The sequence below is a fragment of the Amycolatopsis sp. WAC 01416 genome, assembly GCF_003947485.1.
Classification (GTDB): domain Bacteria; phylum Actinomycetota; class Actinomycetes; order Mycobacteriales; family Pseudonocardiaceae; genus Amycolatopsis.
The window spans coordinates 663,285-689,833 of record NZ_QHHX01000005.1 but is presented as its reverse complement, the minus strand read 5'-3'; the positions used below and the strand labels follow the sequence as shown (position 1 = coordinate 689,833).

31 protein-coding genes are annotated in these 26,549 nt (G+C 68.2%); 8 read left to right on the top strand and 23 right to left on the bottom strand.

The genetic code is table 11. The annotated features are described in order from the left end of the window. Positions 1 to 187: 187 nt before the first annotated feature. The 6 genes from dhaM to DL990_RS20530 form a co-directional block, all read right to left on the bottom strand. A complete protein-coding gene (gene dhaM, locus DL990_RS20555; protein WP_125799596.1) occupies positions 188 to 862 on the bottom strand; it encodes a dihydroxyacetone kinase phosphoryl donor subunit DhaM in 675 nt (224 codons plus the stop codon). Next, positions 859 to 1,482: a dihydroxyacetone kinase subunit DhaL gene (gene dhaL / locus DL990_RS20550; protein WP_125785104.1), complete on the bottom strand. Its 624-nt coding sequence runs from the start codon at positions 1,480 to 1,482 to the stop codon at positions 859 to 861. Before dhaL ends, dhaM begins: the two co-directional genes overlap by 4 nt. Next, the gene (gene dhaK / locus DL990_RS20545; RefSeq protein ID WP_125785105.1) at positions 1,482 to 2,483 is read right to left on the bottom strand and encodes a dihydroxyacetone kinase subunit DhaK; all 1,002 of its coding nucleotides are present in this window, start codon (positions 2,481 to 2,483) and stop codon (positions 1,482 to 1,484) included. Before dhaK ends, dhaL begins: the two co-directional genes overlap by 1 nt. A gap of 68 nt (positions 2,484 to 2,551) precedes the next feature. Further along, positions 2,552 to 3,553, bottom strand: coding sequence for a DUF3558 domain-containing protein (locus tag DL990_RS20540; RefSeq protein WP_233598865.1), 1,002 nt, complete (start codon positions 3,551 to 3,553; stop codon positions 2,552 to 2,554). A gap of 47 nt (positions 3,554 to 3,600) precedes the next feature. Further along, the gene (locus DL990_RS20535) at positions 3,601 to 3,864 is read right to left on the bottom strand and encodes a hypothetical protein (RefSeq protein ID WP_125785107.1); all 264 of its coding nucleotides are present in this window, start codon (positions 3,862 to 3,864) and stop codon (positions 3,601 to 3,603) included. Between the two features lie 10 nt (positions 3,865 to 3,874). Then, complete coding sequence (locus DL990_RS20530) at positions 3,875 to 5,572, bottom strand: sodium:solute symporter family protein (RefSeq protein ID WP_125799645.1); 1,698 nt, start codon at positions 5,570 to 5,572, stop codon at positions 3,875 to 3,877. Between the two features lie 301 nt (positions 5,573 to 5,873). Here DL990_RS20530 and DL990_RS20525 point away from each other — a divergent pair, with 301 nt between their 5' ends. Next, complete coding sequence (locus DL990_RS20525; RefSeq protein WP_125785108.1) at positions 5,874 to 6,569, top strand: hypothetical protein; 696 nt, start codon at positions 5,874 to 5,876, stop codon at positions 6,567 to 6,569. Between the two features lie 54 nt (positions 6,570 to 6,623). Here the strand turns inward: DL990_RS20525 and DL990_RS20520 are convergent, their stop codons facing one another. The 3 genes from DL990_RS20520 to nucS form a co-directional block, all read right to left on the bottom strand. Continuing rightward, on the bottom strand, positions 6,624 to 7,400 hold the full coding sequence (locus DL990_RS20520; protein ID WP_125785109.1) for a hypothetical protein: 777 nt from the start codon (positions 7,398 to 7,400) through the stop codon (positions 6,624 to 6,626). 44 nt (positions 7,401 to 7,444) lie between these two features. Continuing rightward, positions 7,445 to 8,407 (bottom strand): patatin-like phospholipase family protein, encoded by a 963-nt coding sequence (locus DL990_RS20515; protein WP_125799595.1) that lies wholly within the window; start codon positions 8,405 to 8,407, stop codon positions 7,445 to 7,447. A 401-nt stretch (positions 8,408 to 8,808) separates the two neighbouring features. Further along, on the bottom strand, positions 8,809 to 9,468 hold the full coding sequence (gene nucS, locus DL990_RS20510) for an endonuclease NucS (RefSeq protein WP_199746492.1): 660 nt from the start codon (positions 9,466 to 9,468) through the stop codon (positions 8,809 to 8,811). Positions 9,469 to 9,505: 37 nt separating this feature from the next. Between nucS and DL990_RS20505 the strand changes: the two genes are divergently transcribed. Then, positions 9,506 to 10,048, top strand: coding sequence for an NUDIX hydrolase (locus DL990_RS20505; protein WP_125799594.1), 543 nt, complete (start codon positions 9,506 to 9,508; stop codon positions 10,046 to 10,048). A gap of 82 nt (positions 10,049 to 10,130) precedes the next feature. Here DL990_RS20505 and DL990_RS20500 read toward each other — a convergent pair whose 3' ends face one another. Both DL990_RS20500 and DL990_RS20495 read right to left on the bottom strand, forming a co-directional pair. Further along, positions 10,131 to 10,904 carry an enoyl-CoA hydratase-related protein gene (locus tag DL990_RS20500; protein ID WP_125785112.1) on the bottom strand — a complete coding sequence of 258 codons (774 nt, stop codon included), beginning with the start codon at positions 10,902 to 10,904 and terminating at the stop codon, positions 10,131 to 10,133. Further along, positions 10,877 to 11,863 (bottom strand): GlxA family transcriptional regulator, encoded by a 987-nt coding sequence (locus DL990_RS20495; protein WP_125799593.1) that lies wholly within the window; start codon positions 11,861 to 11,863, stop codon positions 10,877 to 10,879. Before DL990_RS20495 ends, DL990_RS20500 begins: the two co-directional genes overlap by 28 nt. Before the next feature lie 71 nt (positions 11,864 to 11,934). Between DL990_RS20495 and DL990_RS20490 the strand changes: the two genes are divergently transcribed. Beyond that, a complete protein-coding gene (locus DL990_RS20490) occupies positions 11,935 to 12,495 on the top strand; it encodes a cysteine hydrolase family protein (RefSeq protein ID WP_125785114.1) in 561 nt (186 codons plus the stop codon). Between the two features lie 106 nt (positions 12,496 to 12,601). Here the strand turns inward: DL990_RS20490 and ehuA are convergent, their stop codons facing one another. The 7 genes from ehuA to DL990_RS20455 all read right to left on the bottom strand — a co-directional run bounded on the left by ehuA (position 12,602) and on the right by DL990_RS20455 (position 18,990). After that, entirely contained in the window at positions 12,602 to 13,366 is a 765-nt protein-coding gene (gene ehuA / locus DL990_RS20485) for an ectoine/hydroxyectoine ABC transporter ATP-binding protein EhuA (RefSeq protein ID WP_125785227.1), read from the bottom strand. A 7-nt stretch (positions 13,367 to 13,373) separates the two neighbouring features. After that, on the bottom strand, positions 13,374 to 14,030 hold the full coding sequence (gene ehuD / locus DL990_RS20480) for an ectoine/hydroxyectoine ABC transporter permease subunit EhuD (protein ID WP_125799592.1): 657 nt from the start codon (positions 14,028 to 14,030) through the stop codon (positions 13,374 to 13,376). After that, positions 14,030 to 14,725: an ectoine/hydroxyectoine ABC transporter permease subunit EhuC gene (gene ehuC, locus DL990_RS20475; protein ID WP_125785116.1), complete on the bottom strand. Its 696-nt coding sequence runs from the start codon at positions 14,723 to 14,725 to the stop codon at positions 14,030 to 14,032. Before ehuC ends, ehuD begins: the two co-directional genes overlap by 1 nt. Positions 14,726 to 14,738: 13 nt before the next feature. Next, positions 14,739 to 15,632 (bottom strand): ectoine/hydroxyectoine ABC transporter substrate-binding protein EhuB, encoded by an 894-nt coding sequence (gene ehuB / locus DL990_RS20470; RefSeq protein ID WP_125785117.1) that lies wholly within the window; start codon positions 15,630 to 15,632, stop codon positions 14,739 to 14,741. Between the two features lie 117 nt (positions 15,633 to 15,749). Further along, complete coding sequence (locus DL990_RS20465; protein ID WP_125799591.1) at positions 15,750 to 17,771, bottom strand: protein meaA; 2,022 nt, start codon at positions 17,769 to 17,771, stop codon at positions 15,750 to 15,752. A gap of 81 nt (positions 17,772 to 17,852) precedes the next feature. After that, positions 17,853 to 18,419 carry a hypothetical protein gene (locus tag DL990_RS20460; protein ID WP_125785119.1) on the bottom strand — a complete coding sequence of 189 codons (567 nt, stop codon included), beginning with the start codon at positions 18,417 to 18,419 and terminating at the stop codon, positions 17,853 to 17,855. A 55-nt stretch (positions 18,420 to 18,474) separates the two neighbouring features. Continuing rightward, the gene (locus DL990_RS20455; RefSeq protein WP_125785120.1) at positions 18,475 to 18,990 is read right to left on the bottom strand and encodes a hypothetical protein; all 516 of its coding nucleotides are present in this window, start codon (positions 18,988 to 18,990) and stop codon (positions 18,475 to 18,477) included. A 117-nt stretch (positions 18,991 to 19,107) separates the two neighbouring features. On the opposite strand from DL990_RS20455, the gene DL990_RS20450 reads away from it, so the two are divergent. The 4 genes from DL990_RS20450 to DL990_RS20435 all read left to right on the top strand — a co-directional run bounded on the left by DL990_RS20450 (position 19,108) and on the right by DL990_RS20435 (position 22,015). Further along, the gene (locus DL990_RS20450; RefSeq protein ID WP_125785121.1) at positions 19,108 to 19,734 is read left to right on the top strand and encodes a LysE family translocator; all 627 of its coding nucleotides are present in this window, start codon (positions 19,108 to 19,110) and stop codon (positions 19,732 to 19,734) included. Then, positions 19,731 to 20,354 carry a LysE family translocator gene (locus tag DL990_RS20445; protein ID WP_125799590.1) on the top strand — a complete coding sequence of 208 codons (624 nt, stop codon included), beginning with the start codon at positions 19,731 to 19,733 and terminating at the stop codon, positions 20,352 to 20,354. The genes DL990_RS20450 and DL990_RS20445 overlap by 4 nt, the downstream gene beginning before the upstream one ends. A gap of 62 nt (positions 20,355 to 20,416) precedes the next feature. Further along, entirely contained in the window at positions 20,417 to 21,064 is a 648-nt protein-coding gene (locus DL990_RS20440) for a hypothetical protein (protein ID WP_233620526.1), read from the top strand. 78 nt (positions 21,065 to 21,142) lie between these two features. Then, positions 21,143 to 22,015 carry a trypsin-like serine protease gene (locus DL990_RS20435; RefSeq protein WP_125799588.1) on the top strand — a complete coding sequence of 291 codons (873 nt, stop codon included), beginning with the start codon at positions 21,143 to 21,145 and terminating at the stop codon, positions 22,013 to 22,015. A 63-nt stretch (positions 22,016 to 22,078) separates the two neighbouring features. Here DL990_RS20435 and murA read toward each other — a convergent pair whose 3' ends face one another. Beyond that, entirely contained in the window at positions 22,079 to 23,353 is a 1,275-nt protein-coding gene (murA, locus tag DL990_RS20430; protein ID WP_125785125.1) for a UDP-N-acetylglucosamine 1-carboxyvinyltransferase, read from the bottom strand. Between the two features lie 61 nt (positions 23,354 to 23,414). Here murA and DL990_RS20425 point away from each other — a divergent pair, with 61 nt between their 5' ends. After that, positions 23,415 to 23,987: a cob(I)yrinic acid a,c-diamide adenosyltransferase gene (locus DL990_RS20425; RefSeq protein ID WP_125785126.1), complete on the top strand. Its 573-nt coding sequence runs from the start codon at positions 23,415 to 23,417 to the stop codon at positions 23,985 to 23,987. 81 nt (positions 23,988 to 24,068) lie between these two features. Here DL990_RS20425 and DL990_RS20420 read toward each other — a convergent pair whose 3' ends face one another. From DL990_RS20420 to DL990_RS20405, 4 genes are all read right to left on the bottom strand, one after another. Continuing rightward, positions 24,069 to 24,221: a hypothetical protein gene (locus tag DL990_RS20420; RefSeq protein ID WP_233611475.1), complete on the bottom strand. Its 153-nt coding sequence runs from the start codon at positions 24,219 to 24,221 to the stop codon at positions 24,069 to 24,071. Positions 24,222 to 24,310: 89 nt separating this feature from the next. After that, complete coding sequence (aroA, locus tag DL990_RS20415) at positions 24,311 to 25,546, bottom strand: 3-phosphoshikimate 1-carboxyvinyltransferase (protein WP_125799587.1); 1,236 nt, start codon at positions 25,544 to 25,546, stop codon at positions 24,311 to 24,313. 75 nt (positions 25,547 to 25,621) lie between these two features. After that, positions 25,622 to 26,056: a DUF2550 domain-containing protein gene (locus tag DL990_RS20410; RefSeq protein ID WP_125785129.1), complete on the bottom strand. Its 435-nt coding sequence runs from the start codon at positions 26,054 to 26,056 to the stop codon at positions 25,622 to 25,624. 25 nt (positions 26,057 to 26,081) lie between these two features. Next, a complete protein-coding gene (locus DL990_RS20405; RefSeq protein ID WP_125785130.1) occupies positions 26,082 to 26,447 on the bottom strand; it encodes a F0F1 ATP synthase subunit epsilon in 366 nt (121 codons plus the stop codon). Positions 26,448 to 26,549: the final 102 nt, after the last annotated feature.

Below are 26,549 nucleotides of genomic sequence, written 5' to 3'. Positions count from 1 at the left end.
AGAGCCTTTCCTGGCGGCGGGCGGCGGGCGGGCGAGGGATCAAGGGACCTTTGCTACCGCCTCCGGGCTACAGCCTCCGGCCGAGGCGAAGTACATGAAGGCCCCTCGATGGACCCAGAGTCCGTGAAGGCCTCCTTCACTACCTTCACGGTAGGCAAGGAGGCCTTCACGGCACGAGACCCTCAGCTCACTCGCCGAAGTTCTGATCGACGAGGTCCTTCACCTTGGTGAGCGCTTCGTCGGCCTGCGCGCCCTTCGCGCGGACCTCGATCCGGTCGCCCTGGCGGGCGCCGAGCGCCATCAGCGCGAGCACGCTGTTGGCGTCCGCGGTCTCGTCGCCGAGCCGCACGGTGACCTCCGCGTCGAGCCCCGCGATGCTCCGGACCAGGACGGCGGCGGGCCGTGCGTGCAGCCCGACCTCGTTCCGCAGCGTGAGTTCGACACTGCTCTCGCCGTCCCGCACACCTTCGTCGAACGTCAGATCCGGCGGGGCGCCCGCCGAAGCGGCGGCCGCGGCGACGGCGTCGCGCTCCGCCCCGCCCTGCGCCGCGACGGCGGCGGCGATCGCGCCTTCGACCAGCGGCGCGTCCACGACGACCGCGGCCGACGGGTCGGCGAGCGATTCGACGGCCAGTTCCGCGGTCATCTGCGCGCTGCCGAGGTCGTACAGCAGGACGACGCCCGCTCCCGCGTCGGCGCGCTGCGTCGCGGCGACGACCTCGTCGTAATCCGTTCCGATCCCGCCTTCGGCCAGACCGCCCGCCGCCGCGATGGTGACGTCCGGTGCCATCTGCGCGGCGAGTTCCGCGAGCCCTTCGGCGAGTTTGGAGCTGTGGGAGACGAGCACGATTCCGACGCTCACTTGGCGGCCTCCGCGAACGCGCGCAACAGCAACGCGGTCGAACGGGCACCGGGATCCATATGCCCCTTGGCCCGTTCGCCGAGGTACGACGCGCGGCCCTTGCGCGGTACGAGGTCCACAGTGGACTCGGCGCCCTTGTCCGCGGCGTCGGCGGCCGCGGACAGGATCGCCGCGACGCCGGAGCCGGAGGCCTCCTCGGCGGCGGAGACGGCGGGGATCAGGGCGTCGACCATGGTCGCGTCTCCCCCGACGGCCTTGCCGCGCGCCTGCACTCCTTCGAGTGCCGCGCGCAGGGCCTCCACGAGCAGCGGGCCGTCCACTTCGGCCGCGTCGCCCAGTTTGACCGACGCGCGCAGGAAAGCCGTGCCGTACAACGGGCCCGCCGCACCGCCGACCTTCGAGATCAACGTCGTGGCGGCCAGTTTCGCGACCGCGGCGGGGGTCTCGGGGGTCGCGTTGTCCAAAGCGGACACGATGGCGGTGAACCCGCGGTCCATGTTCTCACCGTGGTCGGCGTCGCCGATCGCGCGGTCGAGGTCGACCAGTTCCGCGCGATGCTCGGCGATCACCGCGGCCGCCGCCCGCAAGGCGGCGGCGAGCGTCTCGGCGGTGCAGGCCATCAGACTCCCCACCTCAGTGCCGGGGTGTTCACCGGCGCGTCCCACAACTCGGTCAGCTCGTCGTCCAATTTCAGCAACGTCAGGCTCATCCCCTGCATCTCCAGGCTGGTGATGTACGGCCCCACCAGCCGCCGTTCGACCACGATCCCACGCTCGGCCAGCAGCCGCTCGGCGATCCCGTGGGCGAGGTACAGCTCGACCAGCGGGGTCCCGCCCATCGAGTTCGAGAACAGCAGGACCTTGTCGCCCTCGCCGAAGGGCAGGTCCGTGACCACCGCGTCGACCATGCGCGCGACGAGTTCGTCGGCGGACAGGGCCGGTGTCCTCTCGATACCTGGCTCGCCGTGGATGCCGATGCCGAACTCGATCTCGTCGTCGGCGAGGTCGAAACTCGGCTCGCCCGCGTGCGGCACCGTCGGCGCGGTGAGCGCGACGCCGATCGACCGGACCTGGCCGATCACCTTGCGTGCCAAGGCCTCCACCGCGTCGAGCGTGTCACCTCGTTCGGCGGCGGCTCCGGTGATCTTCTCCAGCAGCACCGTGCCGCCGACGCCGCGACGACCGGCGGTGTAGGTGGAGTCCTTGACCGCGACGTCGTCGTCGATGACCACGCTGCGCACGTCCAGCCCCTCGGCGGCGGCGAGTTCCGCGGCGGTCTCGAAGTTGAGCACGTCGCCGGTGTAGTTCTTCACGATCAGCAGTGCACCCGCGTCGCCGGTGGTGGCCTTGACCGCGGCTTCCACGGCGTCCGGCGTCGGCGAGGTGAACACCGCGCCGGGTACGGCGGCGGAAAGCATGCCCTCTCCGACGAAGCCACCGTGCAGCGGTTCGTGCCCGGAGCCGCCGCCGGAGATCACCGCGACCTTCCCGGCCAGTGGCGCGTCCACGCGCACCACGATCGCCGGGTCGTCCTCCACGCGCAGGACGTCCGCGTGCGCCGCGGCGAGCCCGCGCAAGGATTCCGCGACCACCGTCTTCGGGTCGTTGATGATCTTCTTCAAAGCGGCCTCCGACACGTCGGTGGGTGGGGTGTCCCCTTCCTACCTCGCCCGGCCGGATGCCGCCAGCGTCAGGGCTTCGGCAGCTTGGAGATCACCGATTTGGCGATCTTCACTGCCTTCCCGCAGGACGCCGCTTCGTCCTTCTTCTCGTCGTAGTTCTTGTAGATCACGCTGACGATCTCGGCCTCGTCGTCGGCCCACGGCTTGTGCTGCCATTCGACCTTGCACTCGGCGTCGCTGCCGCTGCCGCCCTTTTGGTACGCGGTGACGCCGTCGATCTCGACCTTCGTGCTGCCCTCGCGCTGCTCCGGCGGCAGGCCGGGGCGGAAGCCGATGGAGATCCGCGGGTTGGAGCCCGGGGTCCAGTCGCACGAGTGGAAGGTGGTCAGCGTGGTGGCACCGTGCGGCACCACCTCACCGAGGACGGCGGGGTCGGCCGCGGTGCACGGGTCGACAGCGGTCAGCGTGCCCGCGCTGGAGGGGTACTTCGCCGGTGAGGCGTGCAGGCTCTTCACGGCCTTGGCCGCGACCGCGCGACCGGTCGCACAGGGGTCCCCGCCGTCGTAAGTGACCGAGAAGCTCACCCCGCGTTCAGGCTTGCGCAGCGTCATGATGCCGACGTCGCAGCTCTTGCCGTCCTTGCTCTTCCGCTCGATCTGCGGAAGCCCTTCGACCGCGGAGACGGTGACGCCGCTGGTCGAGACGTACGTCGACGCGCCGATGTCCACACCGATCGTGAGTTGCTTGCCGCCGGCGTCGACGACCTTCGTCCGGCAGCTGCCGAACGAGATGGTGGAGGGCCGCGGGTCCTCCGGGGTGCCGAGGCTGCTCAACGCCTCCTTGCCCACCAGTGGGCAAGGATCGATCGTGCGCATCACCACGGGGGTGACCGCCGGGTCGTTGATGTCACCGTCGGGCACCGAACCGGAACCTGAGCCTGCTTCGGCGGCGACGGTGGTACGGGCGAAGTTGGACTTGCCGAGGTTCTGACCGCAGGCCGACAGCGCGCCGAGTGCGGCGACCAGGGCCAGCACGGACGCGATCCGGCGACGTCGAGCGTTGAGCGACACGTCGTGCACGGTAGCCGGACCGCCTCGCGCCTGTCCGGACAACCCGGCTATTCGCCGCCCTCGCCGTCTGCGCTGGGCGGCACCACGATGGGCCGCAGCTTCGCCCACAGCATGAACAACGCCGCGAACACCAGCATGCCGATGCCCGCCCACAGGTTGATGTTGACGTCGGCGGCCTTGACCAGCTCCTCGTCCGTGGTGAACCAGAGGCCCATGATCGTGAGCACCAGGCCATAGCCGCCGATGAGCAGGGCGATGATCAGCCGGATGTCGAAGACGCCGGCCTTCTTGGGAGCTTGGGACGCAGCCATCTCCGGCCTCCTAGAAGATGATGTTGAGCACGATGGTCAGGATCAGCACGATGCCCGCGAGCAGGCCCGGCTTGCGGTACCAGCCCGCGTCGTCGCCGGTTTCGTCGTGCTTCAGCGACTCCTTCGGGGTGAGGGAGTACACGAGGCCGACCAGCTGGGCCTCCGGCTTCGGCGCGGTGGCGAGCGAAACCGCGACGCTGACCACGATGTCGACGACGAACGCCGTACCGGCGGCCACGAAGCTGACGCCCTGCCCGGTGAGCCCGAGAACCCCGGCCTGCGACAGCAGCCACACGGTGATCGCGGACGCGGTACCGGACACGAGCCCGACCCAGCCCGCCGTCGCCGTCATCCGCTTCCAGAACATGCCGAGGATGAAGGTGGCGAACAGCGGCGCGTTGAAGAAGGAGAACAGGTCCTGCAGATAGGTCAGGATGTTCCCGGAATTCGACGCGATGAACGCGGTGCCGATCGCCAGCACCGTGCCCGCCGCGGTGACCAGGCGGCCGAGACGGAGGTAGTAGCCGTCGGACTCGTTCTTCTTCACGTACGACTGCCAGATGTCATAGGTGAAGACGGTGTTGAACGAACTCAGGTTCGCCGCCATACCGGCCATGAAGGACGCGAGGAGACCGGCGATCGCGACGCCGAGCATGCCGTTGGGCAGCAGGTCGCGCATCAGCAGCAGGATCGCGTTGTTCGCGGTGACCCCGCTGGGCGCTTCGCCGCCATCGAGCAGGATCTGCTTGTCCTGGACGTACTCGGACACGGTGACCGCGGCGATCATGCCGGGGATGATCACGATGAACGGGATGAACATCTTCGGGAACGCGCCGATGATCGGCGTCCGCCGCGCGGCCGACATGCTCTTGGAGGCCATGGCGCGCTGGACCTCGACGAAGTTCGTGGTCCAGTAACCGAAGGACAGCACGAAACCGAGGCCGAAGACGAGGCCGAGGATGGAGAGGAAGCTGTTGCCGAAGCCGGTGAGGTTGTCACCCGGCCAGGAGGACAGCTGCGCATCTCCGCCGGGGCCGGCGGAGACCTTGTCGACCAGTCCCTGCCAGCCGCCGACCTTCACCAGGCCGACGATGGTCAGCGGCAGCAGCGCCGCGACGATCACGAAGAACTGCAGGACCTCGTTGTAGATCGCGGCGGAGAGGCCGCCGAGCGCGGTGTAGGAGAGCACGACCGCGGCCGCGACGATGATCGACACCCACAACGGCCAGCCGAGCAGGAGGTTCACCACGCTGGCGAGCAGGAACAGGTTCGCGCCGGCGATGAGGATCTGCGCGCTCGCGAAGCTGATGCCGTTGACCAGGTGGGCGGGTTTGCCGAACCGGCGGAGCATGAACTCCGGGACACTGCGGACCTTCGAGCCGTAGTAGAACGGCATCATCACGATGCCGAGGAACAGCATCGCCGGGATCGCGCCGATCCAGAAGTAGTGGAAGGTCGGCAGGCCGTAGAGCACGCCGTTGGCCGACATGCCCATGATCTCGACGGCGCCGAGGTTCGCCGAGATGAAGGCGAGACCGGTGACCCAGGCGGGCAGCGAGCGGCCGGAGAGGAAGAAGTCGAGGCTGCTCGAGACCGACCTTCGCGCCATGTACCCGATGCCGAGCACCAGTGCGAAATAGAAGGCGAGCAGGACGTAGTCGATCGGACTTGCGTCGAGCCGCAGGTTCGCATCGGCCAGCACGTGCAACCGACCCACCTCCATTAGTGAATACGTTCACGAGAAACGCCGGTATCGCGTCAATCGCGGACCATACTGCATGGATTCAGGAACGGCAGTGCGGGTGGGCGAGGTCGGCCCGGATGTGTACGAAAGGGCAGTTTTTGACAATTCTTGTCCGGTTCGGCGGACACCGCTTGGGCGAATCGATGGATCCTCCATTGGTCCGTTCGCCCTCGGGCTTCTCGCCCGCTCGAAGCCTGGGCACGGTTGTCGTTCATCCGGCAGAACTGCCGTGTTCGCTCCCGGCTCGGTCCCCTTCACTACCGGGGTGCATTGGGAGTGGATCGAACGGTTTTCCTGGATCGCGGGCATCCTCAGCGCGCTGGTCGCGGTTTTCACGGCTTGGGCGGCGTACCGCGCGGCCAAGGGGACGGCACGCGATCTCGCCTTGCTCGTCTCGGCGGCCACTGACGACCCCGGGCTGCTGGAGAAGGTGGAGGCGGCAGCTCGGAAGCGGGCCGAGACCGTGCGACGGCGAGTGCGCGCGGTCCTGGCCGCGGCGGTGAACGCGGTCGTGTTCATCGCCATCGGCGGCGCGTTCAGCCTCCTGTTCTCGGCCATATCGGACCACGTGGACACCGAAGTCGTCGGCGGCGACGCTCCCCTGACGCAGCGGGAATGCGCCAACGCGAACGAGGCGACGGTATGCGCCCCCGTCCACCGGTACGCCTTGTTCCGGGGTCAGAAGGTGGAGACCCTGTTCGCGGGTGTCCACCGGACGGCGCGACGAGGTGTGGGGGTCCTTTCCGTCGAACTGCCCGGCTGCGCGGCGGAAGTGCGATGGCACGTTTCGGTCGGCGGCGTGGTGGCCGCCGAGGCCGTGTCCCGCGACAGCCTGGTGCGGGTCGAGTTCCCGGTGTCCGGCGACCAGGGATACACGTTCACCGCGGAACGCCCGGCCGACTCCGGCTGCCCCCGGACCGAACTGCGGGTAAGGACCGGGATCACCTTCGACCGCCGGTAACGGAGAAAGGGCCGCTCCTGTTCGGAGCGGCCCTTTCCCGTGACCGGTGGGGGTTTACCGGTCCGTGGGCAGGCCGACTTCGCCGTCCTCCTCGATCAGCCGGGCGAGGACGTCGTCCGGCATGTACGTGCGGTGCGGGTAGCCCGAGCCCCACGAGTTCAGGAACGGCACGGCGCCGAGTTCGTCGGCACGCGGGTTGCCCAGCACCTCGTGCACCTCCTCGACCGTCTTCGCCCAGCGGTAGGCGTGGAGGCCGTTCTTGGCGTCGGGCGTGTAGGCGGCCCGCTTGACGTGATCGTCGTCGGCGTAGGTCTCCGACCACGGGACGTGCCCCAGTTCGAGCAGCACCTCGGCCGCCGCGCGGACGGACGTGCCGTTGTTGTCGCCGGGGTTGGTCTCGCCCCATTCGTCACGCAGCTTCGACTGGTCCCACAGCCATCGCGCGGCATAAAGGTCTCCGTTGAACAGGGTCATGCACCGCGACCAGCCGAAGCCGACGCAAGCGCCTTCCTTGCCCTGGTCGTAGAAGGCGTATTGGGTGTCTCCGTCGGTCGATTCACCGGGTTCGAGGCAGACGCAGTGCCCGCCGCGGATCCTGGTGAGCGTTTTGGCGCCGCCCTTCGCGACGAAGAACTCGCCGGACTTCTCGTCCTTTTCCGGGACGTCGAATTCCTTGTACCAGTTGACGCCGATGACGACCGGAGACCGGGTTGGCCGATCTTCCGTGGCGAGCGCGGTCAACGGATAGCGCTCGATGTGACGCCAGTCGTCCGGGACGAACCGGCCGAGGCGGCCGTCCGCCGGGTCACTGCCGATCGGGCGATAACGCATGGGATCCTCCTATCCCTCATCCCACCGGAATACCGCCGGCGAGTTCACTGCGGCACTATCTTTTCCAGAAACCGCCGCGCGGCCTCCCGCCCGCTTTCGAAGAGGCGCTTCTTCTCCTCTTCGCCGAGCCCGAAGTCGACGGCGGAAATCCCGGTCGTGTCGACGTAGACCGTCCTCCGGTTCACACCTTCCTCGTGCAACCGGTAACGATTCCAGTCCGACAGCAGGGTTTCGAGCGAACCGATGGCGATCCGCAACGCACTCTTCACCGGCTTGTCCCTGCCGCCCACGGGTTCCCCGGAAAGCTTCACGCCCCAGGTCGGCCACCGCGGCTTCTTCGCGTCGGTCCGATCGAAGACGGTGATGGGGAAGTTCGACAGCAGGCCGCCGTCGACCCAGGTGACCGTGCCCTCGGGGCGGACGTCGAACTGCACCGGCCGGAAGTAGAGCGGGATCGACATCGACGCGCGGACGGCGTCGACGATCTTCTCCGCGCCGGGGTCGCGGCCGTACTGGGAATAATCCCAAGGCAACCGGACGAGGACACGGCGGGTCAGGTCGCTGACGTGGACGACCAGGGAATACCGTTGGTACGGAAGCAAAGTACCTTCGGGATCCTCGATGGCGAGATCGGCGAAAGTGTGCACACCGACCTCTTCCAGCAACGGCGTGAGCCATTCGACGAGATAGTCACCGGAATGCATCCCGTCGTGCAGGAGCAGATCGACGCCGTCGCCGATCGGGCCGGTGACCTTGTCGAGCAGGGACTGGTCCTGGAACCGGCGGCAGTCCATGTCGTTCATCACCGCTTCCAGACCGCCGAGATCCTTCCCCGCCTTCTGATAGGCGGCGACCAGCGTCGCGACGATCGCCCCGGCGCTCGTCCCGGCGATCCGCGGGAACGAATAGCCGGCTTCGTGCAACTCCAGCACCGCACCCAGCAGCCCGATGCCTTTGACGCCGCCGCCTTCGAGTACGAGATCGACGTTTTTCCGAGAATCACTCATGGCCCATCACCCCTGCGACCGCGACCACCGGATGTCGGCGGTACCCCTCGCGGAAATCGAGTGTGGCACAGCGTGAGACGGAGGAATCCGCCGTTCACCCGAATGGCACGGAAACAGCTGGTTCTTTTGCGAGAGAACCCGAGTTCGTTAATTTCCCGCTTCCCTTAAGGGCATTCTGTGGCGCGGGAAATAATGCAGATACAAAACCGAGGACTCGATTCGGTATCGGCTGTTCAGCGTCGCGGGCCGGTGCGCCGATGGCGGTTTCGCGTGTCTGGATGGACGACACGTGATGCGGTGGACGACACGCGTGTTCAGGCGGACGAGGCCCCACGCGTGTCGTCCACTCAGTCACGCGTGTCGTCCGCCGGATCACGCGAACCCGGTGCCTGAAGGGGTGCTCAGAAGAGGCGGAACTCGTCCGACTCGATGCCGCGCAAAGCGTCGTAGTCCAGCGTGAGGCACCGGATACCCCGGTCCTCGGCCAGCACCCGTGCCTGCGGCTTGATGATCTGCGCCGCGAAGACGCCCTGCACCGGCGCCAGCAGCGGGTCGCGGTTGAGCAGTTCGAGGTACCGCGTCAGCTGCTCGACGCCGTCGATCTCACCGCGCCGCTTGATCTCGACGGCGACGCTGGCACCGTCGCCGTCGCGGGCCATGATGTCGACCGGGCCGATCGCGGTCGGGAATTCCCGCCGCACCAGGGTGTAGCCGTCGCCGAGGGTCTTGATGTGCTCGGCGAGCAGTTCCTGCAGGTGCGCCTCGACGCCGTCCTTCTGCAGTCCCGGTTCCGCGCCGAGTTCCTGGGCGTGGTCGTGGAAGATCTCGTCGATGGTGATGACGAGCTTCTCCCCCTGCTTGTTCTCGACGATCCACAGCTTGCCGTCCTCGATCAGCCAGCATGGCGGGCTCATCCAGTTCAGCGGCTTGTAGGCGCGGTCGTCCGAGTGCACGGACACCGAGCCGTCGGCCTTCACGAGCAGCAGCCGGGTGGCCATCGGCAGATGGGCGGTCAGACGGCCGGCGTAGTCGACCTGGCAGCGAGCGATCACAAGGCGCACCACGCGAGGGTAGGACAAGCATGGCGATACTGTGCGCATGGACCCCGTTCAGCGTGTCAGCTCGCGTGAGGTGTATCGGAACAACTGGATGATCGTGCGCGAGGACGCCGTCCGGCGGCTCGATGGTTCCGAGGGGATCTACGCCGTCGTCGACAAACCCACCTGCGCCGTGGTGATCCCGTTCGACGGCGCCAGGTTTCACCTGGTCGAGCAGTTCCGCTATCCGGTCGGGATGCGGCGCTGGGAGTTCCCGATGGGCACCGCGCCCGAACTTGCCGACGTCCCGCCGCTCGACCTCGCCGCCCGCGAACTGCGGGAGGAGACCGGGCTGATCGCGGGTTCGATGACCGACCTCGGCACCACCGACGTCGAGCCCGGATCTTCGAGCCAGCGCGGGCGCGTGTTCCTCGCCACCGATCTCACTCAGGGTGAAACACAGCGCGAGGTCGAGGAGCAGGACATGCGGACGGCGTGGTTCGAACGCGGGGAGTTCGAGAAGATGATCGCTTCGGGTGACATAACCGACGCCCAGACGCTGGCCGCCTACACGCTTCTGCTCATGCACGAACGAGTGTCATGAAACCCAGCCCGCGGGCGTGCAATGAAGGACGCTTTCATTGCAAATTTTGCTATGAAAGCGTCCTTCATTGCACGGGGGGCACTCAGTCGGGCCACACCGGGGAGCGCTTCTCCAGGAAGGCCGCCATTCCCTCACGCGCCCCCGGCAGCTGCGACGCCGAGGCCATCACCTCCAGCGCCAGCGCGTAGGCGTCGGCCTCGGGCCGGTCCAGCTGCGCGTAGAGAGTCTGCTTGCCCATCGCCTTGCTCGCCCGGCTTCCCCGCGTCGCGCGCCCGAGCAGTGAGGCGACGGCTTCGTCGAGCGAGTCGTCCGGGACCACGCGGTTCACCAGACCCCAGTCCAGTGCGGTCGCGGCGTCGACGACGTCGCCGGTGAGCGCCAGTTCCATCAGCCGTTTCCGTCCGATAGCGCGGGCCACCGGCACCGCGGGGGTGTGGCAGAACCAGCCGCCCTTGCCACCCGGGAGGGCGAATCCGGCGGATTCGGCGGCGACGGCGAGGTCGCACGAGGCCACCAGCTGGCAGCCCGCCGCGGTCGCCAGCCCGTGCACCCGCGCGACGACGACCTGCGGCACCGACTGCATCGTGCCCATCAGGTCCGTGCACAGGCGCAGCAGTTCGCGCACGCCCATCAGGTCGCGCGCGGCGACGTCGCCGAAGTCGTGTCCCGCCGAGAACACCGGCCCGGCGCCCGCCAGGACGATTCCGGTGGCGTCGGTCCGCCCGGCCTCGCGGAACGCCGCGAGCAGCTCGGCGAGGTGGTCCGCCGACAGTGAGTTGCGCCGCGCGGCGCGGTTCATGGTGATCGTGACGGTGTCACCGTCCCGCTTCACGAGGATGTGCTCGTACTCGGCCATGCTTCGACGGTAACCGACCGGAACGTCCGGCGATACGAATCGGGGCCGACACCGACGTCGGCCCGCAGCCGTCGTCGCAGGTTGGCGGCGGTGCCGAGGCCGGAACGCCGCGCGACCCGCTCGACCGGGAGCTCGGTGGTCTCCAGCAGCCGCCGCGCGAGCCGCACCCGCTGCGCGCGCAGCCACCGCCCCGGCGTCACCCCGGTGGCCGCCGCGAACTCGCGGTGGAAGGTCCGCTCGCTCAGCCCGGCGTGACCGACGAGGTCGTCGACACCGATGTCGTCGGCGATCCGCGCCAGCGCCCAGTCCATTGTGGACGAAACACTCGGCCGCGACGGCTTGGGCGGCAAGGGGTTGTCGACATACTGCCGCTGGCCGCCTTCCCGTGCGGGCGGCATCACGAGGCGGCGGGCGAGGGCGGCGGCGATCTCGGCGCCGTGATCGCGGCGCACCAGGTGCAGGCAAAGATCCAGCCCGCCGACCACACCGGCGGACGTCAGCACGTCACCCTCGTCGGTGAACAGGACGTCCCGCTGGACGACGGCGTCGGGAGCGGCGGCTTCGAGGTCGTCCAGCAGCCGCCAGTGCGTGGTGACGGACCGGCCGTCGAGCAACCCGGCCGCGGCGAGGGTGAAGGCCCCGGAACACAGCGACGCCACGGTGATCCCCGCTCGGTGGGCCTTGCGCAGCGCGGCGACGGCCGCCGCGGGCACCTCGGCGTGCGGATCGACCCGGCCGGGTACGAGGACGAGATCGCAGCCCGCCAGTCCGCTCAGCCCATGGGTGGCCTCGACCTGGCCGAACGGGTGAGTGGCGATCCGGCCGCGGCCGGACGCGCAGAGCCGGACTTCGAAGGGGCCGATGCCGCTGTCGGTCCGGTCCACGCCCCAGACCTCGCCGATCACGCCCAGATCGAAGGACCGGCTGCCCGGCAGGAGGAGCACACCCACGGTTCTCATGGCAGAAAAGTACCGCATCGCGCTTCTTCTGCCACTCCCCTCCGGCGACGGAACGCGTGAAACTCGAAGCCATGACCACTGAGAACAAGGCCCTGCTCGTGATCGACGTCCAGCGCGGCTTCGACAAGCCCGTCTGGGGCCCGCGCAACAACCCCGGCGCGGAGGCCAACATCAAGGCGCTCGTCGACGCCTACCAGGAGCGCGGGCTGCCGATCGTGCTGGTGCACCACGATTCCGTGAAGCCCGGCTCGTCGCTGCAGCCCGGCCAGGAGGGCAACCACTTCAAGCCCGAACTCGACGGTGTGCGCGCGGATCTGGTGTTCGGCAAGAAGGTCAACTCGGCTTTCCACGGCGACATCGATCTCGACGGCTGGCTGAAAACGCGCGGGATCACCTCGTTCGTGCTCGCCGGTATCCAGACGAACTTCTGCTGCGAGACCACCGCGCGCGTCGGCGGGAACCTCGGCTACGACGTGACTTTCGCACTCGACGCGACCTTCACCTTCGACCTCGCCGGGCCGGACGGCAGCGTCCTGACCGCCGACGAGCTGTCCAAGGCGACCGCGACGAACCTGCACGGCGGCGGGTTCGCCACGGTCACCTCGACGAAGGAGATCCTGGCGAGCCTTTGAGGCGTGATGGGCTCGCCCGCCGACGTTGCGAAAGCCACTTTCGCAACGTTGCAGGTTGCGAAAGTGGCTTTCGCAACGTTGCCACCACCGAGGCGCGGCGCGAGTCTCAGGCCCGGTCGATGACCGCCTTGAGGAACCGCCGCGTCCGGTCGTGGTCCGGATCGTTGAACAGCTTGTCCGGTGTGGCGTCCTCCAGCACCTGCCCCTGGTCGAACATCATCACCCGATCCGAGACGTCCCGCGCGAACTGCATTTCGTGCGTGACACAGAGGATCGTGATGTCGGTGGACGCCGCGATCTCGCGCAGCACGCGCAGGACGTCGGCGACCAGTTCCGGGTCGAGTGCCGAGGTCACCTCGTCCAGCAGCAGCACGTCCGGCCGCATCGCGAGCGCGCGGGCGATCGCGACGCGCTGCTGCTGGCCACCGGAAAGCCGGCTGGGGTGCTCGTCCTTCTTGTCCGTGAGCCCCACCATTTCCAGCAGTTCGACGGCACGCGCCTCGGCCTCGTCCCGCGCGACGCCGAGCGAGTGGATCGGCGCTTCGGTGATGTTGCGCAGCACGTTCATGTTGGGGAACAGATTGAACTGCTGGAACACCATGCCGATCCGCTTGCGCGCCTCCCGCAGGTACTTCTCGTCCGCGGGCACCAGTTTCTCGCCGCGCTTCATGTGACTCAGGTAGTCGCCGCAGATCTCGATGGTGCCGCCGTCGACCTTCTCAAGGGTCATCAGCAGCCGCAGGATCGTCGTCTTGCCGGACCCGCTCGGCCCGATCAGCGAAACGAATTCCCCTGGCGCGACAGTGAAATCGAGGTCCCGCAGCACGACGTGCTCGCCGTAGGACTTGACCACCTGCGAGAACCGGATCATCGGGGAATCAACTGTGGGCGGCACGTCGCTCCAACCTTCTCACCAGAATCGAAGCCGGCAGGCTCACCAGCAGGAACAGCACCCCGGCCAGGGTGTACGGCTCGACGACGCGGAACGTTTCGGCGCCGACCTCTTTCGCCCGGTTGAGCACGTCGAGGACACCGATCCCCAGCAGCAGCGGGGTTTCCTTGAACATCGAGATCGTGTAGTTGCCCAAAGCGGGCAACACCCGAGGGACCGCTTGCGGCAGGACGACCGCCGCCCACACCCGTTGGCGTGGCAGGTTCAGCGCGGTCGCGGCCTCCCACTGTCCTCTCGGGACGGCCTCGATCCCGGCCCGGTACACCTCGGCCGCGTACGTCGCGTAATGCACGCCGAGCGCCACGACACCGGTGACGAACGCCGACATCGTGAAACCCGTCAGCGGCGGCACCAGGTAGTAGATCGCGAACACCTGGATCAGCAACGGGGTACTGCGGACGAACTCGATGAACAGCGTGACCGCCTGCGACAGCACGGGAGTCCCCGTGCGGCGGATCAGCGCGAACACCAGCCCGAGCGCGTAGGCGACGGCCGAGGCGAGCAAGGTGATCTCGACCGTGACGAGAAGACCCTCCAGCAGCAGAGGAATCGAATCGAAGGCCGCTTCCCAGCTCCAGTCCATCAGATACCCCCCGCCGCGGCTGTCATCTTCGACGGTGCCCTGCCGAGGCGCCGCGCCGCGACCCGCTCCAGTGCCCGCATCCCGCTGGTGATCAGCAGGGCGATGAGCAGGTAGAGCACGAGTTCGGTGCCGTAGATCCAGCCGATCTCGGAGCCGAACACCGGCCGCAGCAGTTCACCTTGCCGTGCCATCTCCGGAACGGCGATGAACGAGAGCAGCGCCGTACTCTTCAGCAACTGGATGAACAGGTTGTTGAACGGCGGCAGCATTTCCGCGAACGCCTGCGGCAGGATCACGCGCCGCATCCGCTGGGCGGGTGTCAGGTTGAGCGCGATGGCTCCTTCGAACTGTGCCCGCGGGACCGAATTCACCGCACCGCGCACGATCTCGGCGCCGTACGCGCCGTGATTCAGCCCGAGCACGAGGATCCCGGCGAACATCGGGACCAGCTGAAAGCCCACCAGCACGGGCAGGACGAAATACAGCCAGAACAGCTGGACGACCTCCGAGGTACCGCGGAAGATCTCCACGTACACCCGGGAAATCCCCCGCACGAGCCGGGACGGCGATCTCAGCGCGAGCCCGGCGACCAAGGACAGCACCACGGTGAGCGCGATCCCGCCGAACGCGGCGGTGACGGTCGCGGTCAGTCCACTGAGGACGGTCGTGATGATATGCGACACCGACGACGACATGACGTCAGCCCCGTTACACCGCGCAGAGTTTCTCGGTGGTGACGTCGGGCTTCGGCAGGTTGGCCGCCGTGAACCCGAACGGTGTCACGATCTTGGTCCATTCGCCGCTGTCCTGCAGCTTCTTGAGTTCGGCGTTGAAGGCCTCACGCAAGGGGTTGTCGTCCTTGCGGAAGACGAAGGCGCCGGCGGAAACGACCGGCTTGCCGTCCTTGATCGGATCGAAGCCGGGCGTGACTTCGGCTGCCGCGCCAGGGCTCTTGCTCAGCACGTCCTTGAGGGAGATGTCGGTGAGAGCGGCGCAGTAGACCCGGCCGTCGGTGACCGCGCGGAGCATGTTGTCCTGCGAATCGAGGGTGACGATCTGGTCCTCGGCGACACCGGAGTCGGTGGCGTACCCCTTCTCCACGGCCGCCGAGAGCACGGCGACCTTGACCTTCTTGGCCGCGATGTCCTCGAACTTCAGCACCTGCTGCGGATTTCCCTTGGGTACCAGCAAAGCGGTCAGCGCCGAGTAGTCGGGGATCGAGAAGGCCGCCGCGTCGCACCGCTCCTTCTTGATGTTCATCCCGGCCGCGACGATGTCGTACTTCCTGGCGTTGAGCCCGGGGATCAGCTGGTCGAACGAGACCGCTTCGGCTTCCACGTTGTCGATGCCCATGGCCTTGAAGACGGCTCGGGCGACTTCGGGGGCTTCCCCGGTGACCTTGCCACCCTGGTCCGTGAAACCGTAGGGCGCTTCGTTCGCGATACCGATCTTGATCTTCTTGGAGCTTTTCGCCGCCTCCAACGCGTTCCCGGAGGTCGTTGTCGTGCACGCGGACAACAGCACCGGGCCGCCGATCGTCACCGCGCCCAGAACAGCCGACCGCCGGAAGAATTCTCGCCTCGACCACTCGCCGCGCGCCATCGCCGCACCCCTTTTCGATTAATCGGTTCAATCGAAACGTAGGTGGGTACCTTTGTCCCGGCAATGTGAGCGGCTCACCCACCAGTGGCCGTTACGGTACCGAGATTAACGGTGACGTTAAGTGCTCAGACCGTGGCGCTCCCGCACCAATCCGACAATTCCGTCCATGATGTCGGTGAGTTCGTAGTCCTTCGGCGTGAACACCCTCGCGATCCCTCGCTCCAGCAAGAGCTTCTCGTCGTCGGGCGGGATGATCCCGCCGACGATGACCGGGACGTCACCCGCGCCGGCGGCCCGCAAGCCGTCCACGACCTGCGGCACGACCTCGAGATGCGAACCCGAGAGCACCGAAAGCCCGACCACGTGCACGCCCTCCTGGACGGCGGCCGCGACGATCTGCTCCGGCGTGAGCCGGATGCCCTGGTACACCACCTCGAACCCGACGTCACGCGCCCGGACGGCCACCTGCTCGGCGCCGTTCGAATGCCCGTCGAGGCCGGGTTTGCCGACCAGGATCCGCAGCCGCTCGCCGATCTCGGTGTTCGTCGCCTTGACCCTGTCGCGGACGCGGCGGAGTTCCGCGTTGCCCTCGCCCGCGGCCGCCGACGCGGAAACCCCGGTGGGAGCACGGTATTCGCCGAACACCTCGCGCAGCGCACCCGACCATTCACCGGTGGTGACACCGGCGCGGGCACACTCGATCGTCACCTCGAACAGGTTCTCCGACGTTTTCGCGATCGCCTTCAGCTTCTCCAGCGCCGACTCGGCGGCCGCGCTGTCGCGGTGCGTCCGCCATTCGTCGATCGCCGTGACGGCCTGCTTCTCGACGGCGGGGTCGATCGTTTCGATCGCCTTGGCGCCCTCCGCTTGCAGCGGGGAGGGCTCCGTGGTCTCGAACTTGTTGACCCCGACCAGGATCCGCTCGCCGTTCTCCATTCCGCGCCGGTACTCCGCGAGCGAGGCGACGAGTTGCGACTTCATGTAGCCACTCTCGACGGCCGCGACCGCGCCACCGAGATCCTGCACCCGCGCGATCTCCTCGCGCGCGCCCGCCATGATCTCGTCGACCTTGGCCTGGATGACGTGCGAGCCGTCGAAGATGTCCTCGTACTCCAGCAGGTCGGTCTCGAACGCGAGCACCTGCTGCATCCGCAGCGCCCACTGCTGATCCCACGGCCGGGGCAGACCGAGCGCCTCGTTCCACGCGGGCAGCTGGATCGCACGGGCCCTGGCGCCACGGGAAAGCGAGACCGCGAGCATCTCCAGCACGATGCGCTGGACGTTGTTCTCCGGCTGCGCCTCGGTCAGTCCCAGCGAGTTGACCTGCACGCCGTAACGCAGCCGCCGCGCCTTGGGATCCGTGACGCCGTAACGATCCCGGGTGATCTCGTCCCACAGCGCGGTGAACGCGCGCATCTTCGACATCTCTTCGACGAACCGCACACCGGCGTTGACGAAGAACGAGATCCGCGCGACCACCTTGGCCATGTCGGCCTGCTCGACCTGCCCGGAATCCCGGACCGCGTCGAGGACGGCGATCGCCGTGCACAACGCGTACGCGACCTCTTGCGTCGGCGTCGCGCCGGCTTCCTGCAGGTGATAGCTGCAGATGTTGATCGGATTCCACTTCGGCACGTGGTGCACGGTCCACGCGATCATGTCGGTGATCAGGCGGAGACTCGGACCCGGCGGGAAGATGTAGGTGCCGCGGGAGAGGTATTCCTTGATGATGTCGTTCTGCGTCGTGCCGGTGAGCTTGGCCAGCACTTCGTCGACGTCACGTCCCTCGGCTTCGGCCTGCTCGCGCGCCACGGAGACGTAGAGCGCCAGCAGCCACATGGCGGGCGCGTTGATCGTCATCGACGTGTTGGCCTCGGCGAGCGGGATGCCGTCGAACAGGCGCCGCATGTCGCCGATATGCGAGACCGGGACGCCGACCTTGCCGACCTCGCCCTTGGACAGCTGGTGGTCCGGGTCGTAGCCGGTCTGCGTCGGCAGATCGAAGGCGACCGAGAGACCGGTCTGCCCCTTCGCCAGGTTGCGGCGATACAGCTCGTTGGACGCGGCCGCGGACGAGTGGCCCGCGTAGGTCCGCATCACCCAGGGGCGGTCCCGTTCACGGTCCGTGGGATAGGGCACGGTGCACCTCCGGCGCTGGACGACCGCCCGAGCATACCGGCCGGTAACATCGGCCGCGTAGTTGAATCGAACACAGTCGGGTCATTCTCCGGCGACAGGTTCGTGGCGCTGCCGTGCCTCGTCCACGGCTTTCGCGAGCTTTTCCCGCACCTTCGCCACATCGCTGACACCCACAAGGATGACCGGCGCCTCGCGATCCTTCCCGGTGCCCGCACCGAAGTTCGCCGACGCCCACGCCAGCACGCCGAGCCTGCCGAAGGTGATCGTCCCGGTCTTGCCGGGGCCCGGGGTCACCACGGGATCGGCCAGCCCGGCCAGCTCCTGGGACCTTTCCTTGCGGCGGACCAGCGAACTGGTCTCGATGACCCGGCCGTCCGTCACGGCGTAGGTCGTCGAAGCGAGCCTGAGGTAGCGGATCAGCGGCCTGCCGGCGAAATGGAACACCCCCGCGACGGTGAGCACGGCCCACGCGGCCACGTGGAACGCCGTGTCGTGGTTTCCGGCGAAGAACAGCGTGACGCCGCCGAGCCAGAGCAGGCCGACGGGGACGTTGAAGTAGTCGCCGGGATTGAAGAGGGGCCTGCGCACCGGCTGTCCGGCCCAGACGACCCGTTCGCCTGGAAGGAGGTCGATCTGCCCCTCATGCATGCCACGGCACCCTACCCGTCCGCGAGGCGGGCGAGGAGTGTCCGTTCGTCGGTTGCTAACCGGCCGGACGGACCTGGTGAGCCGTCACGATCAGGTCGCGGACGTGGTACCCGTCCGCGATCCTCACCAGCCTCGGAGCTGCGGTTCCGGCGTCACGGTTCGTCCTGCCACCGAGGAAACCCGTGGACAGGCCGTCGTCGAAGGTGATGGTGCCGGTTCCACCCGGATGCTCCACCAGCCGTGGTGCCCCCAGATCACTCAGATACCGCGACGTGACTTCACCACCCCTGCGCCGGACGACGACACGTCGATCGGTCACGACGAACGAACTCGTCCGCGTTTCGAGGTAGCGCTTGATGCCCTTGCCGATCCAGAGCAGCAAGATCACCGACGGCACCACGTAGACGATCCGCGACACGGGCCCCCGCGTCGCGGGATAGAGCAGGAACCCGATGAACAACAACCCCGGCACGCCTGTCAGGTCACTCGTCTCGACGAGCGGAACGCGCCGCGGCGCGCCTTCCCAAAGCAGGCGCTCACCGGACAGCAACGCCCCATCCCCCAGCTGCATGGACGGACGATAAGCCCGCTTCCTCCCGCTGACCAGGGCTTTGCCGGAATCGTGACCGGGGACTGTGACCGAAATCCGGGAGACGGCGCCCGCGGGCGCCGTCTAGCGTGAGTGACCGTGACCTGGAGTTCGTACAGCAGCTATCTGCTCATCGTCGTCCTGATCGTCCTCGCGCCGGGGCCGGACACGATGATCATGCTCAAGAACTCGCTGTCCGGCGGCACCCGCGGCGGCTTCCTCGCCACGGCGGGGATCTTCGTGGCCAACACCGTCCAGGGCACCGCGGCCGCGCTCGGCCTCGGTGTCGTCATCGCGCAGTCGCAGCCGGTGTTCGTGACGCTCAAGTGGGTCGGCGCCGCATACCTCGTCTTCCTCGGTTTCCAGGCGCTGCGCGGCGCGTGGCGCGGCGACTACTCCGGCGTCGCGGCGGTGAAGCAGCAGGGAGCGAGCGGATTCCGCCGCTTCCGCGAAGGCTTCCTCTCCAACATCACCAACCCCAAGGTGCTCGTGCTGTATCTGTCGGTGCTGCCGCAGTTCCTCGACCCCGCGACGACGTCGGCGTGGCACGCGCTGCTGCTCGCCTACACCGTCGCGGTGCTGGGCGCGATCTGGCTGATGACGCTGCTGTTCTTCGTGCACCGCGTGCGCACCTGGCTGGAACGCCGCAAGGTCCGCCGCGCACTCGACGGTGTCACCGGGACCGCGCTGGTCGGTTTCGGCGCGGCATTGGTGCTCGAGTCATGACCTGGGGTGTCTACGGCGGTTTCGCGCTGATGATGCTGGCGCTGGCGCTCGTCCCCGGTCCGGACAACATGGTGGTGCTGAAGAACGCGCTCTCCGGCGGCATCCGCGGCGGGAGTTGGGCCTGTTTCGGGGTCGGCGTCGCGAATCTCGCGCAGGCCACCGCCGCCGCGCTCGGTCTCGGCGCGGTCATCATGAACTCGCGGCCGGTGTTCGAAGCCGTGAAGTGGGCCGGTGCGGCTTACCTCTGCTACCTGGGGATCCGGGCGTTGATCGGCGCCTACCGCGGCGATTACGGGCAGCTCGCCGAGACCGCAGCCGCCCGGCGGAGCGGATTCCGTCGCTGGCGGGAGGGCTTCCTCTCCAACGTCACCAATCCGAAGGTCCTCGTGCTGTACCTGTCGGTGCTGCCGCAGTTCCTGATCCCGGGTGTCACCGGCACCGGCGACGCCTTGCTGCTGGCTTACACGATCGCGGCGGCGGGCACCATCGCCCAGCTTCTGCTGCTGTTCTTCGTGCACCGCGTGCGCACCTGGCTGGAACGCCGCAAGGTCCGCCGCGCACTCGACGGTGTCACCGGGACCGCGCTGGTCGGTTTCGGCGCCGCTCTCGTACTCGAGTAACCCCTTCGGCCGCTCACGCGATACTCCGTATGTCGCAATGGCGCGACCTCAGGGAGGCTTCGATGAACAAGAAGATCTACGGTGTTCTCACCGGAGCCGCCTTCTCCCTCGTTCTCCTCGGTGCGGGCCCCGCCGACGCCGGCGAACGCGGCAACGGCGGCGCTCCTCCCGGGCACACCAAACCGCAGCCACCGTCCAAAGCGGACTTCTCCGGGCACGGTGCCAACAAGCACGGCCCCTACGACTCCACCCGCGACGGTTCGCCGTCCGCCAACGGGAACGGCGGTGGGAAAGCCGCCGGGAAACCCTGTGCCGGTTGTGTCGGCAAGGCCGACGACAAGAACCCGCCCGGACAGCTGCCCGGCGGTTCCGACGCCAACGCGGGCTACGAATGCGACCGCAACCACGGCGTCGGACGCGGCAATCCCGCGCATACGGCCTGCACCCCGGCCCAGCCTCCGGGAGAGAAGCCGCCCGCCGTGACTCCCCCACTCGGGGGGCCACCTGCCCAGGTCGCACCGGCCGCGGTCGTCCCTGTGGCGGCCCAGGCCGCCGCCGTCGTGCCTCGTTCCGACACCGTGGGCGCGAGCCCCGCTTCGCTGGCCAAGACCGGTTTCGATCTCGAACCCGCGCTGCTGGCCGGGCTGGGCCTGCTGACCGCGGGCGGTGCCGTGGTCCTCGCCGGAACCCGGCGGCGCAGGGACACGTGACTACTTTCGGCGGATGACTTCACGGCGTCCACCACGTTGAATCCCGTCTTCAGAAGTACTCAGCCGAGGAGGCCGTTCGTGAGGTTCACCCCCGCCGCCACCGTCGCGACGCTGGCCGCCGCCCTCTTGCTGGGCGGCGCCACCGCCGCGCCCGCGATCAACTCCTACAACGCCACCCCGGCACCCGAGCGCACCGAGGTCGGCGCCCTGGTCGCCACCTGGGACAACGACGGCGACCCCGCCACGCCCGACCGGGTCGACTGGGTGTGCTCCGGCACCATGGTGGACGCCGACACGTTCCTCACCGCCGCGCACTGCACCACCGACTGGCCCGCCAACGTGCGGTTCTTCGTCTCACTCGATCAGGATGTGCAAGCGGGTCTCGACGCGGCAGCGAAGAAGTACCCCGGCGACCCGGCCGCGGTCGCCAAGGCCGTCGCCGTGGAGGGGGTCGCGCACAACGAGCCCGGCTACCCCGGCAACTCGGCCGACTCGCACGACATCGCCGTCGTCCAGTTGCCCGCGAAGCAGGTCGCCGCGCGTTGGGCCTTCAAGCCCGCCAAGCTGCCCAGCGCCGGACAGCTCGACGCGCTCGGCCCGCAGGCGCTGAACTCGACGCCGTTCGTGGTCGCCGGCTACGGCACGCAAGAAGCCGTGAACGGGCCGGGCGGGCACACGCATCCGGGTGGCGGGGTGCGAATGAAGGCACCGGTCACCTTCAACGCACTGAACAGCACGTGGGTGCGGCTCGCGATGACGGCGCCCCAGGGCAACGGCGGCGCCTGCTACGGCGACTCCGGCGGCCCGAACTTCGCCACCATCGGCGGCGAGCGCGTCCTGGTGTCGACCACCATCACCGGCGACGGGCCTTGTTACGCCACCAACGTCACCTACCGGCTGGACTCGCCGACGTCGCGTGACTTCCTCGCGCCGTTCGTCGCCCTGCCCTGATCGCGCGTGAAGGCCCCCTTGCCTCGGCTGAGCCGAGGGAAGGGGGCCTTCACGCGCGTTTGCTCAAGCCCGGTCGGGCTCTCCCGCCACGCGCTCGATCCGGGCGCCGAGGCGGTTCAGGTTCTCCACGAAATGCGGGTAACCGCGGTCGATGTGGAAGACGTCCCAGACCTCGGTGACGCCGTCCGCGCACAGCCCGGCCAGCACCAGCCCGGCACCGGCGCGGATGTCCGCGGCCCACACCGGAGCGCTCGAAAGCCTCTCCACACCACGGACGACGGCGTGGTGCCCGTCGGTGCGCGCGTCGCCGGAAAGCCGCATCATCTCTTCGATGAACCGGAACCGGGCCTCGTAGATGTTCTCCGTGATCATCGACGTGCCTTCGGAGACCGCCGACAACGCCACCGCGAACGGCTGCAGGTCGGTCGCGAAACCGGGGTACGGCAGCGTCACCCAGTCGACGGCCTTCGGGCGCTCGTTCTGGACGATACGGAAACCCTTGCCCTCGAACGTCTCGACCTCGGCGCCCGCCAGGCGGAGCTTGTCGAGGACCAGGTCGAGGTAGTGCGGGTTGACGCCGCGGACGGTCAGGTCGCCCCTGGTCATCGCGGCGGCGAACGCCCAGGTCGCGCCGACGATCCGGTCGCCGATCACGCGGTGTTCGGTGGGGTGCAGCTTTTCGACGCCCTCGACGGTGAGCGTCGAGGTGCCCGCGCCTTCGACCTTCGCGCCCATCTCGATCAGCATCGTGCAGATGTCGACGATCTCGGGCTCGCGCGCGGCGTTGTCGATGACCGTGGTGCCCTCGGCGAGCACGGCGGCCATCAGGATGTTCTCGGTGGCGCCGACGCTCGGGAAGTCCAGCCAGATCTGCGCGCCGCGCAGACCATCGGCCTTCGCCACGACGCAGCCGTGCTCGATGGTGCTGGTGGCGCCCAGTTTGCGCAGGCCGTTCTGGTGCATGTCCAGCGGACGGGAACCGATCGCGTCTCCGCCCGGCAGCGCCACGACGGCCTGCTTGAGCCGTCCGACCAGGGGACCAAGGACGCAGACCGACGCGCGCAGCTTGCCCATCGCGGCCGAATCGGCCCGGTGCGACAGCTCGGCGGGGGTGGTGATCTTGGCCGTGTCGCCGTCGATGACGACGTCGCAGCCGACACTGCGCAGGACGTCGCCCATCAGGGGGACGTCCAGGATCTGGGGGCAGTTCGTGATGGTCGTCGTGCCCTCGGCCAACAGGGCCGCGGCCATCAGTTTCAGGACGCTGTTCTTGGCCCCGACCACGTCGACCTCGCCGACCAGCCGTGCTCCGCCGTGCACGTCGAAGTGCTCGCTCATGGGCGCCAATCATGCCCTCTCGCCCGGATTTGCCTTACGCCGGGCCGGTAGAGTCGGCTTCATGGTCGTTCGCATCAACCGCGTGTACACGAAGGTCGGCGACAACGGCACCACGGCACTCGGCGACGGCTCTCGCGTGCCGAAGACCTCGCCACGGCTGGGTGCGTACGCCGACGTCGACGAAGCCAACTCCGTCATCGGGCTCGCGCTCGCGATGGGCGGCCTCTCCGACGAAATCACGCAGGTGCTGCGTGCGGTGCAGAACGATCTCTTCGATGTCGGCGCGGATCTGTGCGCGCCGATCGTGGAGAACCCGCCGTACGAGCCGCTGCGCATCACCGAGCGGTACATCGAACGGCTCGAAGGCTGGTGCGACGAATTCAACGAGCGCGTGCCGAAGCTGACTTCGTTCATCCTGCCGGGTGGCACCCCGGGCGCGGCGTTCCTGCATCAGGCCCGCACGGTCGCACGACGGGCGGAGCGCTCCGGCTGGGCACTGTTCGAGGCCGAGCAGGCCACGACGAATCAGCTGGCGATCAAATACCTGAACCGGCTTTCCGACCTGCTGTTCATCCTGTCGCGACTGGCGAACCCGGACGGCGACATCCTGTGGCAGCCCGGCGGAGCGTCCTGACGACGCAATTCGGCACCTGGTTGCGGTCGTTGCGTGAGCAACTACCGCAACCAGGTGCCGAATCGCGTGATGAGTAGGAGCTCAGCCCTGTTCTCGTGCTGCCCAATAACGCTCGAGGTCGACTTCGGGCGTTCCGTCCTTGCCCGGGTCGATCGCCTTCATCGTGATCGTGTCCTCCAGGGACACGGACTCGGGAAGGTGGCTCCAGCGGTTCGCGTCCTCGCTCTGAGTCATAGGCCGAGAATAGACGTGGATCACGTCGGAAACCCGGTAGAAATGCCGCTTCGTGATGATCCCATGTTTCCGCGGCCGCCTTCAGCGGCCTAAATGCCCCAGGAACCCCGAAGCGCGGCGAGGGCGTCATGGAAACCGGGGAAGGTCTTCTTCACGCAACCCGGGTCGTCCAGCGTGATCCCGGGCGTCCGCAGTCCCGTGACGCTGAACGCCATCGCGATCCGGTGATCCCGCCGGCACTTCATCAGAGTCCCCGTCGGCACACCCGGCTGGATCTCGATCCAGTCCCGTCCGGTCTCGACCGAGACGCCCATCGCGCGCAGGTTCTCCTCGCACGCCGCCAGCCGGTCGCATTCCTTGATCCGCGTGTTGTAGACGTCCTCGATCCGCACCGGCCCGTCCGCGAACGGCGCGATGGCCGCGAGCGTCGGCACGGTGTCGGAGATGTCGCGCATGTTCACCGTGACACCGCGCAGCCCGCCGGTCCCGGTCACGGTCACCGCGTCCGGCCCCACCTCGACGTCCGCGCCCATCTGCCGCAGGACGTCGACGAAGGCCAGATCGCCCTGCAGAGCGCCTTCGCCCAGGCCCGGCACGGTCACCGAGTTGCCGGTCAGCGCGGCGGCCGCGAAGAAGTAGCTGGACGTCGAGGCGTCCGGCTCGATCTCGTAGCGGCAAGCCCGGTACGGCGTGGGCGGCACGACGAACGTGTCGCCGTCCCGCACGACCTCGACGCCGAAGCGCCGCATCATGGCGATGGTGATCTCGACGTACGGCACCGAAACGAGGTCGGTCACGGTGATCCGCAACCCCTCGGAGGTCAGCGGCCCGACCAGCAGCAACGCGGTCAGGAACTGGGAGGACAGCCCCGCGTCCAGCGTCAGTTCCCCGCCCTTGATCCCGGCGGCCCGCACGACCAGCGGATGGTGTCCCGGGGAGCCTTCGAAGGTGAGGTCGACGCCCAGTTCCTGCAACGCGTCGGTCAGCGGCCCGAGCGGCCGGGCGCGCATCTGTTCGGAGGCGTCGAAGCGGAAGGTGCCGTGCCCGGCGGCGGCCAGTGCCGGCAGGAAGCGCGCGGTGGTGGCGCCGTCGCGGCAGAAGACGTCGGCGCTGTCGACGGCGGGGCCCTCGGGCCTGCCTTCGATCGTCCACTCCCCGTCAGTGCGGGAGACCTGGTAGCCGAGCTTGAGAAGGCCTTCGGCGAAGCCCTCTGAGTCATCCGAACGCAGCGGCCTGCTCAGCACGGTCGTCCCGTGGGCGGCGGCCGCGAGGAACAGGCCTCGGGCGGTGATCGACTTCGAACCGGGGATGTCGACGATGGTCACGGCGTGAGCATACGGCGTGCTCGAACGGCGAACTCACGTGATCAGAGGCGTGACTCACGTGATTGGGGGCGTAACTCAGGAAGCGCGCGGGAGGCGGCGGCCCGGCGGGGCCGATTCGAGCCAGGAGAGAAAACCGGTGAGGGCGCCGGGGCCCATCGCGATCTCGATCGCCTCCTGCGTGGCGGACTCACACCGCAGGACGATCGAGCCGTCGGGGACGGCGTACGCCTCCGTGCCGGAGGGGTCGCGACGGTCCGCGACCTCCATGCTCGCTCGTTGGAACACGCGGTCCGGGCCGGTCCGCAGGCTCCACACGCGGAACCAGACGAACTCGTCGCCCTCGTAGCGGCCCAGCCCCAGATGCCAGCTGGACCGCGCCTCGTCCGGACGCCACCGCAGCGCGACACTCACGCCGCCACCGCGGCGCATCCGGACCCACCGCAACGAATACCAGGCCGCGAGAACGGCCAGGATGGTCAGGGCCCCGAGAACACCCACGGCGATTTCCACGGCCCGGCCCCTGTCCTTCGCCCGGTCAGACTGACTGACCGGCCGCGCGGAGCTGGGCGGTCGCCCTAGCCCGCTCTTGCTCGTCGTCGCCGCTCAACGCCTTCTTGGCCGCATCGACGTCGATCTCGTGCGAAAGTTCCGCGCTTTCGGCGAGGACGCTCACGCCGGTCGCGGTGACCGACAGGAATCCGCCGTGCACCGCGGCGGTCACGGTCTCGCCGTCCGTGGTGGTCACCTTGACGACGCCACCCTCGACGAGCTGACCGAGGACAGGCTCGTGACCGGCCATGATGCCGATCTCGCCCTCGGTGGTCTGCGCCACCACGAACGTGGCGGTACCGGACCAGAGACGGCGCTCGACGGCTACCAGCTCGACAGAAATCTCAGCCACGTAGCTTCCCTTCACTTCAGGTGCTGGCACCGAGTGTAATAGTCAAACTTCCAACTATGCGAACGGCGGGACCAGCGTCCACAGTAGACACTGATCCCGCCG